Raw genomic sequence first — 16,273 nt, 5'->3', positions numbered from 1 at the left:
AACGGAATCGAGATCCAGCGGCCCGGACTTCCTTTGTACGTTCTTGCACGTTCACACACGCTCCGCTAACTCTCAAACGGGCCACGGCAGGCCCGAAACGGACGGATGACAATCTCGCCGCGGGACTTCACCATCGGCGTGGAGGAGGAGTACCAGCTCCTCGACGCGCGCACGGGCGACCTCCGCAGCCGCGCCCGCTGGGTCATCGCCGGAGACTGGACCGGCGAGGTGAAGCCCGAGATGCAGCAGCACACCATCGAGGTCGAGACCCGGGTGTGCGAGGGTACGCACTGCGTTCGCGACGACCTGGCGCGGCTGCGCTTCCAGGCCGCCGCCGTGGCCGCGGCCGAGGGGCTGCGCATCGCCGCGGCGGGAACGCACCCGACGGCGCCCGACGCGGGGCACGACTTCACCGACGCCGAGGTCTACGCCGCCATCCGCGACGAGTACCGCGAGCTGGCCGAGACGCAGACCATCTTCGGGATGCACGTGCACGTGGGCGTGCCGGCGCACCTCGACCGGGTGCGGGTGGCCAACGCGGCGCGGTTCCATCTCCCGCTCCTGCTGGCGCTGTCGGCCAGCTCGCCCTTCCACGCGGGGCGCGACACGGGATACTCGTCGTTCCGCACCCTGCTCTGGCGCCGCTGGCCGCGCACCGGCGCGCCGCCGCGCTTCGACGGCGCGGGCGAGCTGGACCTGCTGCTGCGGTGGCTGACGGAGACGAAGTGCGTGGACGCGCCGGGGCGCATCTACTGGGACCTGCGGCCGCACCACCGCTACCCGACGCTGGAGTTCCGCGCGGCCGACGTCACGCCGCGGCTGGAGGATGCCGTGGCCATCGCGGCGCTGGCGCGGGCGGTGGTGGCGGGGATCGCCGCGGGGGCGATCGGCGAGCCCGCGCTCCCCGGCTCGGTGGCGCAGCCGCTGCTGGGCGAGAACGCGTGGCGGGCCGCGCGCGACGGGACCGAGGCGGAATTCGTCGACGTCTTCAGCCGCGAGCCGCGTACGGTCTCCGCGCGCGACGCGGTGCTGGGGCTGGCGGAGCGGCTCCGTCCGCTTGCGCGCGAGCTGGGCGACGCCGAGTCGCTCGACGCGCTGGAGGAAGTGTTCGAGCGGGGATGCGCGGCGGCGCGGATGCGGCGCGCCGCGGCGGAGCTGGGGGGCGACCTGCGGCGGCTGGCGCTGTGGGCGGCGGACGAGACCGTGCTGGGGCTGGGGATGGACCGGCGCGGCGAGCAGCGGCTGGAAGAGACCACGGTATGAGCATCAAGCAGCGCATCGCCGTTCAGCTTCCCGAGAAGGGCGCCCGGGGATACGAGATCCTGGTGGGCGGGGGTCTCTTCGCCTCCATCGCCAGCATCCTCTCCAAGTTCTGCCCCGCGCACCGCTACGCCGTGGTCACCGACGACCGCGTGGCCGAGCTGTACGCGGTGCGCCTGTCGCGGATGCTGCACTCCGCCGGCTACCGGGCCGACGTGTTCGCCTTCCAGAACGGCGAGGAGCGGAAGACGCGCGAGACCTGGGCGCTGGTCACCGACGCCATGCTCGAGGCCGGCATCGGCCGCGACGCCGCGCTGATCGCGTTCGGCGGCGGCGTTCCCGGCGACCTGGGCGGCTTCGTCGCGGCGACGTACATGCGCGGCCTCCCGCTCGTGCAGGTGCCCACCACGCTGCTGGCGATGATCGACTCGTCGGTCGGCGGGAAGACGGGGGTCGACACGCCCGCGGGGAAGAACCTGGTGGGCGCCTTCCACCAGCCGCAGGTGGTCGTGGCCGACCCCGAGCTGCTGGCGACGCTGCCGGACGCGCACGTGCGCGCGGGGCTGGCCGAGGCGGTCAAGCACGGCGCCATCGCCGACCCCGAGTACCTGGACTGGATCGAGTCCGCCGCCGCCGAGCTGCTGGCGGGCGACAGCGAGGCGCTCTGCCGGCTGATCGTGCGCTCGGTGGAGATCAAGGCCGAGATCGTCAAGCGCGACGAGACGGAGAAGGGCCCGCGCAAGCTGCTGAACTTCGGCCACACCATCGGCCACGCCATCGAGGCGCTGAGCGGCTACGCGCTCCTGCACGGCGAGGCCATCGCCATCGGGATGGTGGAGGAGGCGCGGATCGGCGAGCGCTGCGGCATCACCGCCACGGGAACGGCGGCGCGGCTGCGCAAGGTGCTGTCGCGCCTCGGTTTGCCGACGTCGCTGCCGCTGGAGATGAACGTCGACGAGGTGATCGACGGCACGCGCACCGACAAGAAGGCGCGCGAGGGGCGCGTGCAGTACTCGCTGATCGAGGCGGTCGGCTCGCCCGCGGTGGGCCGCGACGGGCGCTACGGCTCGCCCGTGGCCGACGAGACGGTGCAGGAGGTCCTCGCCGGCGTCGGCAACCGCACGTAGACCCTCCCCCGCGAGGCCCTCCCCCCGCGGCTGGGGCCGCGTACCCCCTCCCGATAACGCCCCGATAACGGGAGGGGGTAACTTCATTTGCGCCGCGCAGCCACGCCGCACGCCTCGACGTCCGCCCGACGCATTGCCCAGATCATCTCACACCACGCTCGATGTCATCCTGAGGGAGGCGCCGCACCCGGCTCTCGTCCTCACCAAACGTGGCGCCGACCGAAGGATCTACTCGCCCCCACGGAAGCGCCGGCCTATCGCACGGACATTCGTGCCGCATCGAGTAGATCCTTCGGGCGCGCAACCATCGGCGTGGACGAGAGTTGTGCGCATGCGCCCTCAGGATGACACCCTGGCGGGTGCGGGTCGCCATGGCGAACGGGGAATGGTAGACTGGTGCGGCTCGCCGGCACCCGCCCCCATCTCCCTGGAGCGCAGTTGAAGGCCACCGCGTACGTCAGCCACGAGGACTGCTCGCGCCACGACACCGGGTGGCACCACCCCGACCACCAGGGGCGGCTGCCGGCGGTCACGCGCGCCGTCTACCGCGACATGGTGGCGATGTTCGACCCGCTGCTGCAGGTGCAGGCGGAGCCGGCGACGGAGGCGGACCTGCTGCGCGTGCACACGCGGCGCTACGTGGACGACGTGCGGCGCACCGCCATCGCCGCGGCGGCGGAGGGGCGGCCGCTGGAGCTGGGCGGCGTCCCCGTCTCCGGCGCGAGCTGGGACGCGGCGCTGGCGGCGGCGGGCGGCGCCATCACCGCGGCGGACGTGGTGCTGGGCGGCGAGGTGCGCAACGCGTTCGTCGCCGCGCGGCCGCCCGGGCGCGGCGGTCGCGCCGACGCGCCCGGCGAGCACTCGCTGTTCAACAACGTCGCCGTCGCGGCGCGGCACCTGCGCGAGCGGCACGGCTCGTCGCGGGTGCTGATCGTCGCCTGGGGGATCCATCCCGCCACGGCAATCCGCGAGGTCGTCGCGGGCGATCCCGGCATCTCCGTCATCTCCGTCCACCAGCAGTTCGAAGGCGCGGACGAGCCGCACCGCTCCGACCGCGCCATCCCCCCGGGCAGCGGCGGCGACGCGTTCGGCGAGGCGATGCGGGACGCGCTGGGCGCCGTCGCCCCCGGGGAGTCGCCGGACTTCGTGCTCCTCTCCGCCGGCCTCGACATCGTCGCGGGCGACCCGCGCGGCGGCCTGGCCGTCACCCCGCGCGAGGTGTACGACCTGACGGCAGAGCTCGTGGAGTGGGCGGATGCACGCGCCGGCGGCCGTCTCGTCTCCGTGCTGGAAGGCGGCTACGGCACCGGCCTCGGCGCCGCCGTGGTCCAGCATCTCCGCGCGCTGGCCGGCCTTCCGCCTGCCTGACAATCGAAAAGAAGCCTCTAACAGAGGACACAGAGGGCACAGAGGAGACCTTCGCTGGCTCTTCTCTTTCTCTGTGTCCTCTGTGTCCTCTGTTAGAGATGAAAAGATCGCCTGAAATGCAAAGGAGCAGAGGTCCGGGTGATTCCCCGAATCTCTGCTCCTTTGCCGTGACTGCGGGCGCCGCCCCCCAACACGTGCACCGCCGCCCCGCGTGGGCGACGCCCCTACAGATGGTCTCGGAAGATTAGCCGGGGATGAAGGTGCACGCGGCGGACGGGCCCCGCAAGGGGTACGTGCGAATCGTTACCGTGCGCGGTCTCTCGCGCCCGCCTGCCGCCGCTCGTATACTCCATCTCCATGCCCTCGCCCGCCCCGGACGCGTTCCACCTGCCGCCCGACCGCGAGTCCGGCCCGTCGATGCTGGACCTGGTGCGGCTGAGCCGCGAGGTCGTGTTTCCGCCCGGCGGCCAGGCGCTGTACCGCCGCATCGGCACGCTGGTGGAGATGCACGAGGGGATGGAGGTGCTGGACTGCGCCTGCGGCCGCGGCGTGACCACGTCGTTCCTGGCGCAGCAGTACGACGTGGGATGCGTCGGAGTCGATCCCGACCCCGCGCTGGTGCGCGAGGCGCAGCGCCGCGCGCGCGACGAGGGGCTGGACGCGCGGGTGACGTTCGAGACCGCGCAGCTCGACGACCTGCCCTACCGCGACGGGATCTTCGACGTGGCCATCGGCGAGCTGGGGCTGGCGTCGTCGGCCGACCCGGCGCGCGCGGTGGGCGAGCTGGCGCGCGTGACCAAGCCGTTCGGGTGCGTGGTGCTGGTGCAGCTGATCTGGACCGGCAACGTCGACCCGGCGCGCCGCGAGGTGCTGGTGGCGCACCTCGGCGCGCGGCCGATGATCCTGGTGGAGTGGAAGCAGCTCCTGCGCGACGCCGGCGTGGTGGAGCTGACGGTGGAGGACTGGTCCGACGCGCCGTCGCCCTTCCGCCCGGCGGCGGGCGGGCCGTTCCCCGACTTCGCGGAGATGTTCACCTTCCGCGAGAAGGTCGGCATCCTGCGGCGGGCGCTGAAGCGGTGGGGATGGCGGGGCGTGCGCGGCGCGCTGGTGCGCGAGCGCGAGATCCACCGCCTCCTCACCCGCGAGCGCGTCCTGGGCCTGACGATGATCAAGGGCACCCGCTGGTCGCAGGAGACGTAGGGGACAGGAGACAGGGGTCCGGCGGGAAGGATCTGCGCGGAGAGCGTCGGCCGGCGCCGCGCGGGCCACCCTCACCCCGCGCCTTGGAGCGCTCGCCCTCTCCCGATAACGGGAGAGGGTGAGGCTTCCGAGCAGGGCCTCGCCCCAAGCGTCACGAGCGCAGCGAGCCCGTCCCTCCCCCAGTCGGTTTTGGGGGAGGGACAGGCGCGAAGCGCCAGGGAGAGGGCCACGGAGCCGGCGCGACGCACCGAAACCCGGCCCCGAGCCGAATCAACTCAGCACTCAGCACCCAGCACTTCGGTAGATATGGCCATCACCTCCGAAACCGTCTCCCTCACCCCCGACACCATCGAGCAGGTGCGCGGCGAGCTGCGCGCGCGCGGGCTGGACGGGTGGCTCCTGTTCAACTTCCGCGGCGGCAATGACATTGCCTCGAAGGTGCTGGGGATCCCGGCGCTCACCCGCCGCTACTTCGTCTATCTCCCCACCGACGGCGAGCCCACCGCCATCACCCATCGCATCGAGCAGCAGCCGTGGAGCACCTGGCGCGGCCGCAAGCTCGAGTACTCCAGCTGGCGCGAGCTCGACGCCGCGCTGGCCGACGTCCTCCGCGGCCAGCCGAAGGTGGCGATGGAGTACGCCGAGGGCGACGGGGTGCCGTACGTGGACAAGACCCCCGCCGGCGTGCTCGAGATGGTGCGCGGCGCCGGCGCCGCCGTCGTCTCCTCGGGCGACCTGGTGAGCACCTTCTACTCGCGCTGGACGCCCGAGGGCGAGGCCAGCCACCGCCGCGCCGCCATCCACGTCTACGAGGCCGCGCACGACGCCTTCCGCCGCATCGCCGACGCCGTCCGCGCGGGCGAGCGCGTCACCGAATGGGACGTCCGCGGCTGGATCGCGGCCGATTTCGACCGTCGCGGACTCAAGGTCGGCGCGGACTCCGACGTCGCCGTGAACGCGAACGCCGCCAATCCCCACTACGCCGCCAGCGCCGAGAGCCACGCGGTGATGAAGCCCGGTGACCTGGTGCTGATCGACCTGTGGGGGAAGGAGAACGACGACGCCGTCTACGCCGACCAGACGTGGATGGGGTACCTGGGCGACGAGGTGCCGGAGCGCCTGGCGCAGATCTTCCGCCTGCTGGCCGAGGCGCGAGACGCCGCGGTCGAGCACGTGACGCGGCGCAGCGCGGCCGGCGAGGCGGTGCGCGGCTTCGAGGTGGACGACGTGGCGCGCGGGGTGATCGAGCGCGGCGGCTACGGGCAGTACTTCATCCACCGCACCGGGCACTCCATCGACCGCGAGCTGCACGGCTCCGGGCCGAACATCGACAACCTGGAGACCAAGGACACGCGCACGCTGATCCGCGGCGTGGGCTTCTCCGTCGAGCCCGGGATCTACATCCCCGGCGACGTGGGATTCCGCACCGAGCTGGACATGTACATGGGCGCGGACGGCCCCGAGGTCACCACGCCCGATCCGCAGCGCGCCATCTATCCGCTCTTCCGGGAGAACCCCTTCGCGTGAGCGACGACCGCCCCCCCGTGCCGCCGCCCCTGTCCGAGTCCCCGCCCGCGGGACGCGCCCGCCCGCCGCGCATCGACGACGGGCCGGTGGAGGCGCCCGCGGCGCAGAACGGCGGCCGCCCCGACCGCCGACGCCCTCCGCGCGGGCTGGCGCTGCTGGCCGTGCTCCCGGGCGACCTGGACGACCCCGTGTGGGACCCGGTCGACCCCAGGCTCGGCGCGCGGCTCGTCCTCCACGACGACGTGGCGGCGCTGGTCGCCCCCGCGCCGCCGGAGGGCGCGGACCGCGACCCGCTGCACGTGACCGCGCGCCACTGGGAGGTGCACCGCGCGCTGCTGTCGGGCGACGTGGTCCCCGCGCCGGCGGGCGTCGTCTTCCCCGGCGAGGGCGAGCTGCTGGCGTTCCTGGCCGACAGCTACACGGCGCTGCGCGGCGCGCTGGCGCGGGTGCGCGGGCGGTGGGAGTACCGGCTGCACGTCGCGCTGGCGGACAGCGCGTTCCCCGAGAACAAGGCGCTGGACCTGGCCACGCACATCTACGCCGAGCTGCGGCGCCTGTCGCGCGCGGCGGTGCCCTTCCCGCGCGACCAGACGCGCGTGCTGAGCGCCGCCTTCCTGGTCGAGCGCGGCGCGTCCGAGGCCTTCCGCGACCGGGTGGACCAGCTCTCCGCGCTGAACTCCGCGCTGGAGCTGGACCTCACCGGCCCATGGCCGCCCTACGACTTCGTCTCCATGCTCACCCCCCCACCGATGACGGAGCCCGCGCCGCCGGGCCGCCCGAAGTAGGGGACAGGAGATAGGGGGCAGAGGTCCGGCGGAAAGGGATCTGTGCGGAGAGCGGCCGCCGGCGCGGCGCCGGCCGCCCTCACCCCGCGCCTTAGAGGCTCGCCCTCTCCCGATAACGGGAGAGGGTGTGGATTCTCGTCCGCGCGTCACGAGCGCAGCGAGCCCGTCCCTCCCCCAGTCGGTTTTGGGGGAGGGACAGGCGCGAAGCGCCAGGGAGAGGGCGGCGAGGCAGGCGCGACGCGCTACACCTCGTCCCCGCGCCGAACCCACTCAGCACTCAGCACTCCGTCGGATGAAGCTCACCTTCGAGACCATCGACCTCCCCACGAAGCACGCGTTCAACATCGCGCGCGAGGCGGCGCCGCGGACGCGCCGCTCCGTGCTCGTACGGATCGAGCACGACGACGTCGAAGGGTGGGGCGAGGCGCCCGCCACGCCCTACTACGGCGAGACGGCGGAGACGGTGACGGCGCTGATGCCGCACCTCTCCGCCGTGGCCGCGCGCGCGGCGGACGGCGACCTGTTCGCGCTGGAGCGGATCGAGCGCGCGCTGGAGCACTCCATCGGCCGCAATCCCGCGGCGCGCGTGGCCGTCTCCATGGCGCTGCACGACTGGGTGGGGAAGAAGCTCGGCGTCCCGCTCTGGAGATTGTGGGGATTGGACCCCGCCGCGGCGCCGCGCTCGTCCTTCACCATCGGCATCGACGAGCCGGAGGTGATGCGGCAGAAGGTGCGCGAGGCGGCCGGTTACCCGATCCTCAAGCTCAAGGTGGGCACCCCGCGCGACCGCGAGGTGCTGCAGATGATCCGCGACGAGGCGCCGGAGAAGACGATCCGCGTGGACGCGAACACGGCGTGGTCCGCGAAGGAGGCGATCCGCCGCATCCCCATGCTGGAGGAGTACGGGGTGGAGTTCGTGGAGCAGCCGCTCCCGCCGGAGGATCTCGAGGGATTGAAGCTGGTCCGCCGCCGCTCGCGCCTCCCCATCATCGCCGACGAGAGCTGCGAGGTGGCGGCGGACGTGGCGAAGCTCGCCGGCGCGGTCGACGGCGTGAACATCAAGCTCGCCAAGTGCGGAAGCCTGCGCGAGGCCATCCGCATCGTCCACGCGGCCCGCGCGCACGGGATGAGCGTGATGATCGGCTGCATGATCGAGTCGTCGGTCGGCATCGCCGCGGCGGTGCAGCTGACGCCGCTGGTGGACTACGCCGACCTCGACGGCGCCGCCCTCCTGGCGAGCGATCCCTTCTACGGCCCCGGCCTGGAGGGCGACGGCACCCTCCGCTTCAACGACGACCCCGGCCTGGGCGTCACCCGGGCGTAGCGGCGCCCGCGCCGGCCAGACGCAGACGAGGCGGCCGCGAGCGAGCGGCCGCCTCGTTTCGTCTCCCGATGGCGAGGCTCAGCAGCCAGCACCCGTCACGCAGGGATTGCCGGAGCAGTCCCACGTGTTGGGACACGAGAACCTGATGCTTCCCGAGATCACGCACGGGATCTTCGCGTCGTACGCCTCGACGGTCCCCTGCGCGTCCGCGGCATCTCCGGGCTCGAATGACTCGATCGACAGCGTTTCCGGGTTCAGCGTGAGCTTGCGAGGCATGGATTCCTCCCTGGTTCGGGGTGGCCGCGTGCCGGCCCGACGATCGGGCACGGCCGCGCAAGGGGCGGCCCCGCGTCTCGGCGGCCGCCCTGTTCTTGTGCGCGCCTCAGCCTGCCACTCGGCAGGAAACGTCGAACGAGGCGCAGGTGTGCACCGTGGCCGGGCACGAGAAGGGTTCCGACCACGGGCAGGGGCGCTCCTTCTCCTCCCGCGCGTTCACCGTCCCGCGCGCTTCGGCGCCGCCGCCTGCCTCGAACGAGGCGACGGCGAGCGTGTCGACATCCAGCGTGAGCTTGTGTTTCATCTTACCCTCCACGACGGCGTGTTGGGGGTGATGACGATCTCCGCCCCGGCTTCAGCAGAGGTTCGTCGTGCAGGTGTTGCGGGTGTGGCACGCGCCGTTCGGGTCACACGTGGTGAGCGTCAGCCCGAGCGCGTGGCGGTTCGCGGTGGCGTTCAGGGATGCGGCCGTCCGCTCCGTGGGGAACGAATCGACCGCGAGGGCGTCCGGATCGAGCGACAGCTTGCGTTCCATCGTATTCCTCCAGAAATGAGGGGGTGCCTCCCCGCCGGATGTATGGGCGGGGATACAGAATATTACGTCGCAAAGAGTGAGCCGCAACTCCCGCGACGCCATCGCCCCCGCCTCGCCTGTTCCAGTCTCCGCCGCGCCGTCTTGCCCGCGCTGTTACCTTTCCGCCCGCTGTTCCCTTTCCCCTGTCCCCTGTCTCCCGACAGTTGTACGTAGACGTCGCGCTCCCGCTGCCGCTGCCGCGGCCGTTCACCTACCGCGTGCCCGACGCCCTGCGCGCGCAGGCGCGGCCTGGGGCGCGCGTGCTGGTGCCGTTCGCCAACCGCGAGCGCATCGGGTGGATTGACCGGATCGCCGACGACGCCTCCGTCTCCGACCCCGAGAAGGTGAAGCCGCTGCTGGGCGTGCTCGACGCGTCGCCCAGCGCCACGCCCTCGGTGCTGCGCCTCTGCCGCTGGATCGCCGACTACTACCTGGCGCCGCTGGGGCAGGTGATCCGCACCGCGCTCCCCGCCGGGCTGACGGACTCGTCGACCGACTACCTGGAGCTGACGCGGGACGGAGCACCCGGGCGCGACGTGACCCAGCAGGAGCTGAAGCTGGTCGAGTGGCTGCGCGGGAGAGAGGGCCCGCAGCCGATGCAGCGCCTCCGCCGCGAACTGGGCGACCGCGTGTGGTGGCCGACCATTCGCCGGCTGGAGGAGATCGGGCTGGTGCGGGTGATGACGGAGGGCCCGCGCGTGGAGCCGCCGGTGCGCACCGTCCGCGTGCTGCGCGTGCGCGAGCTGCCCAGCCTGCTCGAGCGTGACCGCATCTTCGCGCGCACGCCGCGCCAGCGCGAGGCGTTCGAGACGGTGGAGGCCATGGGCGGCGCGGCCGACGTCCCCCACCTGGTGAACGAGCTCGGCTTCTCGCGTGAGATCCTGAACGCGCTGGTGAAGAAGGAGGTGGCCGACATCGCCGAGGAGGAGGTGGCGCGCGACCCCTACGCCGGCGTGGAGGCCTCCGCCGCGCCGCCGCACCGCCCCACGCCCGCGCAGGCCAACGTCATCCGCACGCTGGTCGCGGCCACGCGGACGCGCCGGCCGGGGACCTTCCTGCTGCGCGGCGTCACCGGCTCGGGGAAGACGCTGGTCTACATCGAGCTGCTGCGGGAGATCGTGGAGCGGCAGGGGAAGACGGCCATCGTGCTCGTCCCCGAGATCGCGCTGACGCCGCAGACGGTGGGGCGCTTCAAGGCCGTCTTCGGCGACCGCGTGGCCGTGCTCCACTCCGCGCTGTCCGACGGCGAGCGCTACGACGAATGGCGCAGTCTGCGGTCGGGGGAGAAGCGGATCGTGGTCGGTGCGCGCTCGGCCATCTTCGCCCCGCTCCCCGACCTGGGCGCCATCGTGGTGGACGAGGAGCACGAGAGCTCGTACAAGCAGGGCGAGGCGCCGCGCTACCACGCGCGCGAGGTGGCGGTCGTCCGCGCGCTCATCGAGGGCGCCGTCTGCGTCCTGGGCTCCGCCACCCCCTCGCTGGAGAGCTGGGCGAACGCGCAGGCGGGGAAGTACACGCTGCTGGAACTCCCCGAGCGGGTAGGCGGCCAGCCGATGCCGCCCATCCGCATCGTCGACCTGCGCGCCGAGCGCAAGCGCCAGCGCGAGACGAGCGGACCCGTGCAGGAGCGCGGGCCCGTGATCCTCTCCGACCTGCTGGTGGATGCGGTCGGCCAGCGCTTCGGGCGCGGCGAGCAGACCATCCTGCTGCTGAACCGGCGCGGCTACGCCAACTTCGTGCAGTGCCGCGAGTGCGGGATGGTGTGGCAGTGCCCCAACTGCAACGTCTCGCTCACCTTCCACCGCCGCCGCGCGCGGCTGACCTGCCACTACTGCCTGCACGAGGAGCAGGCGCCCAGCCACTGCCCCGCGTGCGGCTCGAAGGACCTGAGCTTCCGCGGCGTGGGCACCGAGCAGGTGGAAAGGACGGTGGCGGAGACCTTCCCCAGCGCGCGGATCGCGCGGATGGACGTGGATACGACGAGCGGAAAGTGGAGCCACCACGAGATCCTGGGCCGCGTGGAGCGCCGCGAGGTCGACATCCTGATGGGCACGCAGATGATCGCGAAGGGGCTCGATTTCCCCAACGTGACGCTGGTGGGGGTGATCAACGCCGACGTCGGGATCAATCTCCCTGACTTTCGTGCCACCGAGCGCACCTTCCAGCTGATGACGCAGGTCGCCGGGCGCGCGGGCCGTGGCCCCAAGGGTGGCGAAGTGATCATCCAGACCGCGCTCCCCAACCACTACGCGGTGGAGGCGGCCACCGAGCACGACTTCGAGCGCTTCGCGGAGAAGGAGATGGAGACGCGCCGCGAGCCGCGCTACCCGCCCTTCACGCGCCTGGTCAACGTGGTGATCAGCGGGCTGGAGGAGACGCCCACGCAGGAGGCGGCGACGGCCGCGGGCGACTGGGTGCTCGGCCTGCTGGAGCAGCGCCGCGTGCGCGACGTGACGCTGACGGGCCCGGCGCCGTGCCCGATCGACCGCATCCGCGGGCGGTGGCGGTGGCACTTCCTCCTCCGCTCGACCCACGCGGACACGCTGGGGAAGGTGTCGCGCTACTTCTGGGAGCGCTGGCGGCCGAAGAGCCCCCGGTCCGCCGACATCCGCGTCATCCTCGACCGGGATCCGGTGCAGCTGCTGTAGCAGCCGGGCGCGCCGCCTGGATCGTCGCGACGCCGCATCGCGCCCTCTCCGGCTCGCTGGGGCTCGCCACCTCTCCCGTACCGGGAGAGGTAGGGGTGAGAACATCCATTCGGACGGCGTGAGTTTGTGTGGCCGCGGGATGGCCCCCTCCCCCGGCCCCTCCCCCGCTGCGCAGGGGAGGGGAGAACTCAGCGCGGGTGCTGCATCGCGCGTGCGGGGCCCGTCGCTTTCGACGAGCCCCGCACTCAGCACTCAGCACTCAGCACTCAGCACTCAGCACTCAGCACTTCGCGATCTACGGCCGGGCCGGCGCCGCCATCCCCCCGCCGGTGGTCGTCTCCGTCATCGCTAGCTCGTACAGGTTGTCCTTGTGCTCGGTGCAGTGCTGCTCGAAGGTCTGCATGAACTGCGGCTGGCGCTGGCGCAGCGTGGTGAAGAACCGGTCGAACGTGGCGTGGAAGGTCGGGAAGTCGGGCGCCACGTAGTAGATCCCCCAGTTCCACTCGTCGCCCCACGCGTGCTCGAAGATCCCCCACGCCTGCAGCTTGTTCTCGCGCACGAACTGGTTCAGGATCGGCGCGGCGTTGGTGCGCCACCACTGGTCCAGCTCCTCCATCCCCACGAAGTGGCACTTCTGCAGGGATACGATCAGCACGCCCGGCGACTGCTGCATCTGCGGGTTGGCCGCGGCGCCGGCGGTCTGCTGCGCGTGCGCGAACGACGGGGCCAGGGCCGCCACCACCGCGGCGGCGATCAGCTTGCGGATCATCGGTGTCCTCCGGATCGGTTCGGATGGCGGCACGGGAGGGTCTTCGCGCCGCGGGTGCCGCGCCCGCGACACCGTGTCTACGCCGGAGGGATTGAATCGGATTTCGGTAGATGAGATGGGATGCGCGGGGCGGACCCGCAGCCCGATCCAGAATCGGAGAACAGAAAGTCTCATACCGAGTCTCAGGATCAACTGTGCAATGTCATTCCGAAGGCGCTGCGCCGGCCTGTCCTCCACGCAAAGCCGTGGCGCCTGAGGAATCTGTGGCCGGCTCCCGAGCCACAGGCCGCCTGTCGCTCGGACGCATGCCACAGATTCGGGCGCCGCCCGGTATCGGCGCGATTGAAGGTTCGGAGCAGCGGCGCCGCTCGGAACGACATCCGATCTGAATGCACAATCAATTGCAGCAACCGGTATCACTCCGAATCCGGAAAAAGATTTGTCTTACGCGAGCAGCAGAGGCAGCGGAGAACTTTCCCCTGCTACCCCTGCTGCTCTGCGTGAGACCTGGTGTTTCCGGGATTGGGGATGAGCGTGAGGATCATCCGCACAGGTTGCGCACCAGGCCCTCCAGCGGCGGCAGCATCCGTCCCCGGCGCGCCAGCCACTCCACGAAGCGCGTGGAGTAGCCGACTATGATGCCGGCGCGGCGATACGCCTCCAGCCGATAGAGCTCCCTCGGGTCGAGCGTGGTGAGCTGGTACATGCTCGACCGCTGCTCGTCCACGATCACGCAGAGGCCGCCGGGGCGCGCTGTGCGCACGCACGCGGGCACGTTGGGGGGCATCGGCGTTTCGACGTACTCCCTCGTGCGCGATCGGCGCACGGCGCCGCCGCAGAGCGTCCACCCCATGCGCGCGCTGGCCAGCAGGAACTGCGCGACGTTCGGCGAGTCGCTGGCCACCAGCGCGTCGCGCTCCCAGAGCTGCGGCGTGGTGCCCGAGGCGCGGGCACGGCGCGCAAGGCGCACGTCCTGCTGGTGCAGCGCCGCCATCATCGCCGAATCGACCGGCAGGCGGATGGTGCGCGGCGCGTCTCCCGCGGCCACCGTCAGCTTCCCTTCCATGGCCATGTAGCCGGGCCGCCCCACGAACGCGCTGTGCGCGCCCGCGGGCACGGGAATGGAGAAGCCGCCGAGCGAGTCGGTGAACGCCACGGCCCCCGCCGTCGTTACGCCGACGCGCGCGGCGCGCAGCGGCCGGCCCGTGCCCGCGTCCACCACGCGGCCGGACAGGACCACCACGCCGCCTTCGAGGGCCGACGCGGCCGAGTCGCGCTGCGCCAGCGCGGGGGATGCGGCGAGCAAAGCCAGCGCGGCGGCGGAGAGGAGCGGGCGCGTCATTCGAGGGGAGGCGGGCTGGAGGGGAGATGGATGCGGGATGGGGAGACCGGCGGATCACCGGGGCCGCGGGAGATGGCGCGGCCCCGGATTCGTCTGGCCGGGGGATCAGTTCAGCGTGGCCGAGCGGCGGCAGTACATCTGCACCTGCGACTCGATGGGCGGCGGGTTGTAGCCGCGCAGGGCGATGTCCTCGGCGAACGTCGTGGTGTACGCCAGGATCGCCTGCCCGCCCTTGTACACCTCCACGCGGTACAACTCGCGCGGGCGGTACATCGCCAGCTCGCCCCAGCTCGACGGCGTGTCGTTGATCAGCACGCACGGCACGGTGGCCACGCCGCGCACCCGCAGGCAGTTCAGGTCCGCGCCCGCCGTGGCGAAGGTGGCGCAGGGCACCGGCTGCACGTGCGCCATGTTGCGGACGAAGATGGCGGCGTCGCGGTCGTTCGACGCCACCAGGAAGTCGCGGCTGAACGCCATCGCGTTCGCGCCGCTCGCCCGCACCCGCCGCTCCAGCCGGCCGGTGGTCACGTTGATCGCGCGCAGCAGGATGGGGTTGGGCTGAAGGGACACCTGCGGCTCCGCCTCGTCGTCGGCCACCGTCCAGATCTGCGCCAGCTGGCGGTATCCCAGCAGCGACACGGAAACGCCGTACTCGCCCGCCGGCACGCCCTCGACGTAGAAGCGCCCCTCCTCGTTGGTGAACACGTCCACGTGCGCGGCCGGGATGCGCAGCCGCGCGGCGCGCAGCGGCTGCCCGTTGGTGGCGTCCACCACCACGCCGGTGAGCGTCACCCGTCCCTGCTGGGGGACAGGCTGTCCTCCGGATGTTTCCTGCTGCGCGGCGGCGGGAAGCGCCAGCGCAACGAGCATCGATGCGGCGAAAGTGATTGCGGAATATCGCATTGCAGGATGATGGGGAGGGTTTCTGCGGATCGTCGCAAACGCGGGAGATCTCCCGCTCACAGCGGTTGATGCAGCAACTCCGGGACCAACTATTTTGGCGCCCTTGCAACGGCCCGGGCCGAGTGCGTAGAACGTGCGAGCGGGAGAAAGATGGACGAACGGACGCATCCGGGTAAGTGGGGCGCGAGACTCTTGACACAAGATGTAGTGCGGGAGCTTGACCGTTTGCGGCAGATCTGGCTAGAATTCATGCGTATACGCAGGTTTCGGCGCCTCCCACCCCCACGCCAGCCCACCGTCCCCGGCCCGCCGGGGGCCGCGCCGTGACACGATCGTGGCACGGAAGCGGACGCGAACGGGTGCGCGCGCACGAAGCTTGAATCCCGTGGACCCACTGACACCGGTGACGTAAGAGGCAGGCGACCCACCCGAGACCACGAGGTGCATCCGTATGGGGTGTCTGGCGTTGAACGCATCCTTCGAGCCGTTGACCATCCTTCCCGTGGAGCGGGCCCTGCGGCTCGTGATCGACCGGAAGGCGGAGGTGCTGGAGGCCGATGACGCCCGGATCTTCCGCTCGGCGCGCGACCAGATCGCCGCGCCGCTGGTGATCCGGCTGAAGCGGTTCATCCACGTGCCGCGCCGGTTCCGCCGCCAGGTCACGAACACCTTCCTGTTCGCGCGCGACGGCTACCGCTGCCAGTACTGCGGGCGGCACCGCGGCGGACTGCGCGGGCGCGAGTTCCTCACGCGCGACCACGTGGTCCCCATGTCGCGCGGGGGGGACAACACCTGGGAGAACGTGGTCACGGCCTGCTCGCCCTGCAACAACCGCAAGGCCAGCCATCTGCCGGAGGAGTGCGGGATGCACCTGATGAAGCATCCGCACGAGCCCAACTACGTGGAGCTGGTGTGGGCGGTGCGCCGCGTCACCGACGTGCAGGCCAAGTACATCGCCATGTTCTACGGCGAGGAGATCCTCGAGGCGCTGCGCCGCCACGAGCACGAGGCCGAGCACCGGCACCACCATCACCACGGCGACGGCGAACGGCACGTGAGCCTCGTGAACTGACAGGCGGGTCGTCTCTTCGGTGAGCGGCCCGCCTCTTCGTTAGTGCGGAAGTGCGGAAGTGCGCGAGTGCGTTGGACCAGCTCGGATCCAACGCACTC

15 protein-coding genes are annotated in these 16,273 nt (G+C 71.7%); 9 read left to right on the top strand and 6 right to left on the bottom strand.

All coding sequences use genetic code 11. The features are described 5' to 3' along the window. Positions 1–105: 105 nt before the first annotated feature. The 7 genes from VF092_21915 (at position 106) to VF092_21885 (ending at position 8,591) form a co-directional block, all read left to right on the top strand. Positions 106–1,263: a YbdK family carboxylate-amine ligase gene (locus VF092_21915; GenBank protein ID HEX6749965.1), complete on the top strand. Its 1,158-nt coding sequence runs from the start codon at positions 106–108 to the stop codon at positions 1,261–1,263. Next, positions 1,260–2,387 (top strand): 3-dehydroquinate synthase, encoded by a 1,128-nt coding sequence (aroB, locus tag VF092_21910; GenBank protein HEX6749964.1) that lies wholly within the window; start codon positions 1,260–1,262, stop codon positions 2,385–2,387. The genes VF092_21915 and aroB overlap by 4 nt, the downstream gene beginning before the upstream one ends. Before the next feature lie 438 nt (positions 2,388–2,825). Then, positions 2,826–3,755, top strand: coding sequence for a hypothetical protein (locus VF092_21905; protein ID HEX6749963.1), 930 nt, complete (start codon positions 2,826–2,828; stop codon positions 3,753–3,755). 357 nt (positions 3,756–4,112) lie between these two features. After that, positions 4,113–4,955, top strand: coding sequence for a methyltransferase domain-containing protein (locus VF092_21900; GenBank protein HEX6749962.1), 843 nt, complete (start codon positions 4,113–4,115; stop codon positions 4,953–4,955). 306 nt (positions 4,956–5,261) lie between these two features. Beyond that, positions 5,262–6,482: a M24 family metallopeptidase gene (locus VF092_21895; GenBank protein HEX6749961.1), complete on the top strand. Its 1,221-nt coding sequence runs from the start codon at positions 5,262–5,264 to the stop codon at positions 6,480–6,482. Then, on the top strand, positions 6,479–7,267 hold the full coding sequence (locus VF092_21890; GenBank protein ID HEX6749960.1) for a GvpL/GvpF family gas vesicle protein: 789 nt from the start codon (positions 6,479–6,481) through the stop codon (positions 7,265–7,267). The genes VF092_21895 and VF092_21890 overlap by 4 nt, the downstream gene beginning before the upstream one ends. A gap of 292 nt (positions 7,268–7,559) precedes the next feature. Further along, on the top strand, positions 7,560–8,591 hold the full coding sequence (locus VF092_21885; GenBank protein ID HEX6749959.1) for a dipeptide epimerase: 1,032 nt from the start codon (positions 7,560–7,562) through the stop codon (positions 8,589–8,591). A 78-nt stretch (positions 8,592–8,669) separates the two neighbouring features. Here VF092_21885 and VF092_21880 read toward each other — a convergent pair whose 3' ends face one another. The 3 genes from VF092_21880 to VF092_21870 all read right to left on the bottom strand — a co-directional run bounded on the left by VF092_21880 (position 8,670) and on the right by VF092_21870 (position 9,402). Continuing rightward, entirely contained in the window at positions 8,670–8,867 is a 198-nt protein-coding gene (locus VF092_21880; GenBank protein ID HEX6749958.1) for a hypothetical protein, read from the bottom strand. A gap of 106 nt (positions 8,868–8,973) precedes the next feature. Beyond that, positions 8,974–9,171, bottom strand: a complete 198-nt coding sequence (locus VF092_21875; GenBank protein ID HEX6749957.1) for a hypothetical protein — start codon at positions 9,169–9,171, stop codon at positions 8,974–8,976. A gap of 51 nt (positions 9,172–9,222) precedes the next feature. Beyond that, positions 9,223–9,402, bottom strand: a complete 180-nt coding sequence (locus tag VF092_21870) for a hypothetical protein (protein HEX6749956.1) — start codon at positions 9,400–9,402, stop codon at positions 9,223–9,225. 203 nt (positions 9,403–9,605) lie between these two features. Between VF092_21870 and priA the strand changes: the two genes are divergently transcribed. Next, complete coding sequence (gene priA, locus VF092_21865; GenBank protein HEX6749955.1) at positions 9,606–12,089, top strand: primosomal protein N'; 2,484 nt, start codon at positions 9,606–9,608, stop codon at positions 12,087–12,089. Between the two features lie 295 nt (positions 12,090–12,384). On the opposite strand, the gene VF092_21860 is transcribed toward priA, so the two are convergent. The 3 genes from VF092_21860 to VF092_21850 form a co-directional block, all read right to left on the bottom strand. Next, positions 12,385–12,858 (bottom strand): hypothetical protein, encoded by a 474-nt coding sequence (locus tag VF092_21860; GenBank protein HEX6749954.1) that lies wholly within the window; start codon positions 12,856–12,858, stop codon positions 12,385–12,387. A gap of 541 nt (positions 12,859–13,399) precedes the next feature. Further along, positions 13,400–14,200, bottom strand: a complete 801-nt coding sequence (locus VF092_21855) for a hypothetical protein (GenBank protein ID HEX6749953.1) — start codon at positions 14,198–14,200, stop codon at positions 13,400–13,402. A gap of 105 nt (positions 14,201–14,305) precedes the next feature. Continuing rightward, positions 14,306–15,103, bottom strand: coding sequence for a carboxypeptidase regulatory-like domain-containing protein (locus tag VF092_21850; GenBank protein ID HEX6749952.1), 798 nt, complete (start codon positions 15,101–15,103; stop codon positions 14,306–14,308). A 487-nt stretch (positions 15,104–15,590) separates the two neighbouring features. Here VF092_21850 and VF092_21845 point away from each other — a divergent pair, with 487 nt between their 5' ends. Next, positions 15,591–16,175, top strand: coding sequence for an HNH endonuclease (locus VF092_21845; GenBank protein HEX6749951.1), 585 nt, complete (start codon positions 15,591–15,593; stop codon positions 16,173–16,175). The last annotated feature ends 98 nt before the right edge of the window (positions 16,176–16,273 follow it).

Origin of the sequence: Longimicrobium sp. (genome assembly GCA_036377595.1) — a bacterium.
Classification (GTDB): domain Bacteria; phylum Gemmatimonadota; class Gemmatimonadetes; order Longimicrobiales; family Longimicrobiaceae; genus Longimicrobium.
This window is presented reverse-complemented; position numbering and strand designations above follow the sequence as displayed.

Bases quoted from the DNA above. Each gene is read 5' to 3' on its own strand.
- VF092_21875 (HEX6749957.1), bottom strand. From the start codon at position 9,171: ATGAAACACAAGCTCACGCTGGATGTCGACACGCTCGCCGTCGCCTCG.
- VF092_21895 (HEX6749961.1), top strand. From the start codon at position 5,262: ATGGCCATCACCTCCGAAACCGTCTCCCTCACCCCCGACACCATCGAG.
- aroB (HEX6749964.1), top strand. From the start codon at position 1,260: ATGAGCATCAAGCAGCGCATCGCCGTTCAGCTTCCCGAGAAGGGCGCC.
- VF092_21850 (HEX6749952.1), bottom strand. From the start codon at position 15,103: ATGCGATATTCCGCAATCACTTTCGCCGCATCGATGCTCGTTGCGCTG.
- VF092_21870 (HEX6749956.1), bottom strand. From the start codon at position 9,402: ATGGAACGCAAGCTGTCGCTCGATCCGGACGCCCTCGCGGTCGATTCG.
- VF092_21900 (HEX6749962.1), top strand. From the start codon at position 4,113: ATGCCCTCGCCCGCCCCGGACGCGTTCCACCTGCCGCCCGACCGCGAG.
- VF092_21855 (HEX6749953.1), bottom strand. From the start codon at position 14,200: ATGACGCGCCCGCTCCTCTCCGCCGCCGCGCTGGCTTTGCTCGCCGCA.
- VF092_21860 (HEX6749954.1), bottom strand. From the start codon at position 12,858: ATGATCCGCAAGCTGATCGCCGCCGCGGTGGTGGCGGCCCTGGCCCCG.
- VF092_21915 (HEX6749965.1), top strand. From the start codon at position 106: ATGACAATCTCGCCGCGGGACTTCACCATCGGCGTGGAGGAGGAGTAC.
- VF092_21885 (HEX6749959.1), top strand. From the start codon at position 7,560: ATGAAGCTCACCTTCGAGACCATCGACCTCCCCACGAAGCACGCGTTC.
- VF092_21880 (HEX6749958.1), bottom strand. From the start codon at position 8,867: ATGCCTCGCAAGCTCACGCTGAACCCGGAAACGCTGTCGATCGAGTCA.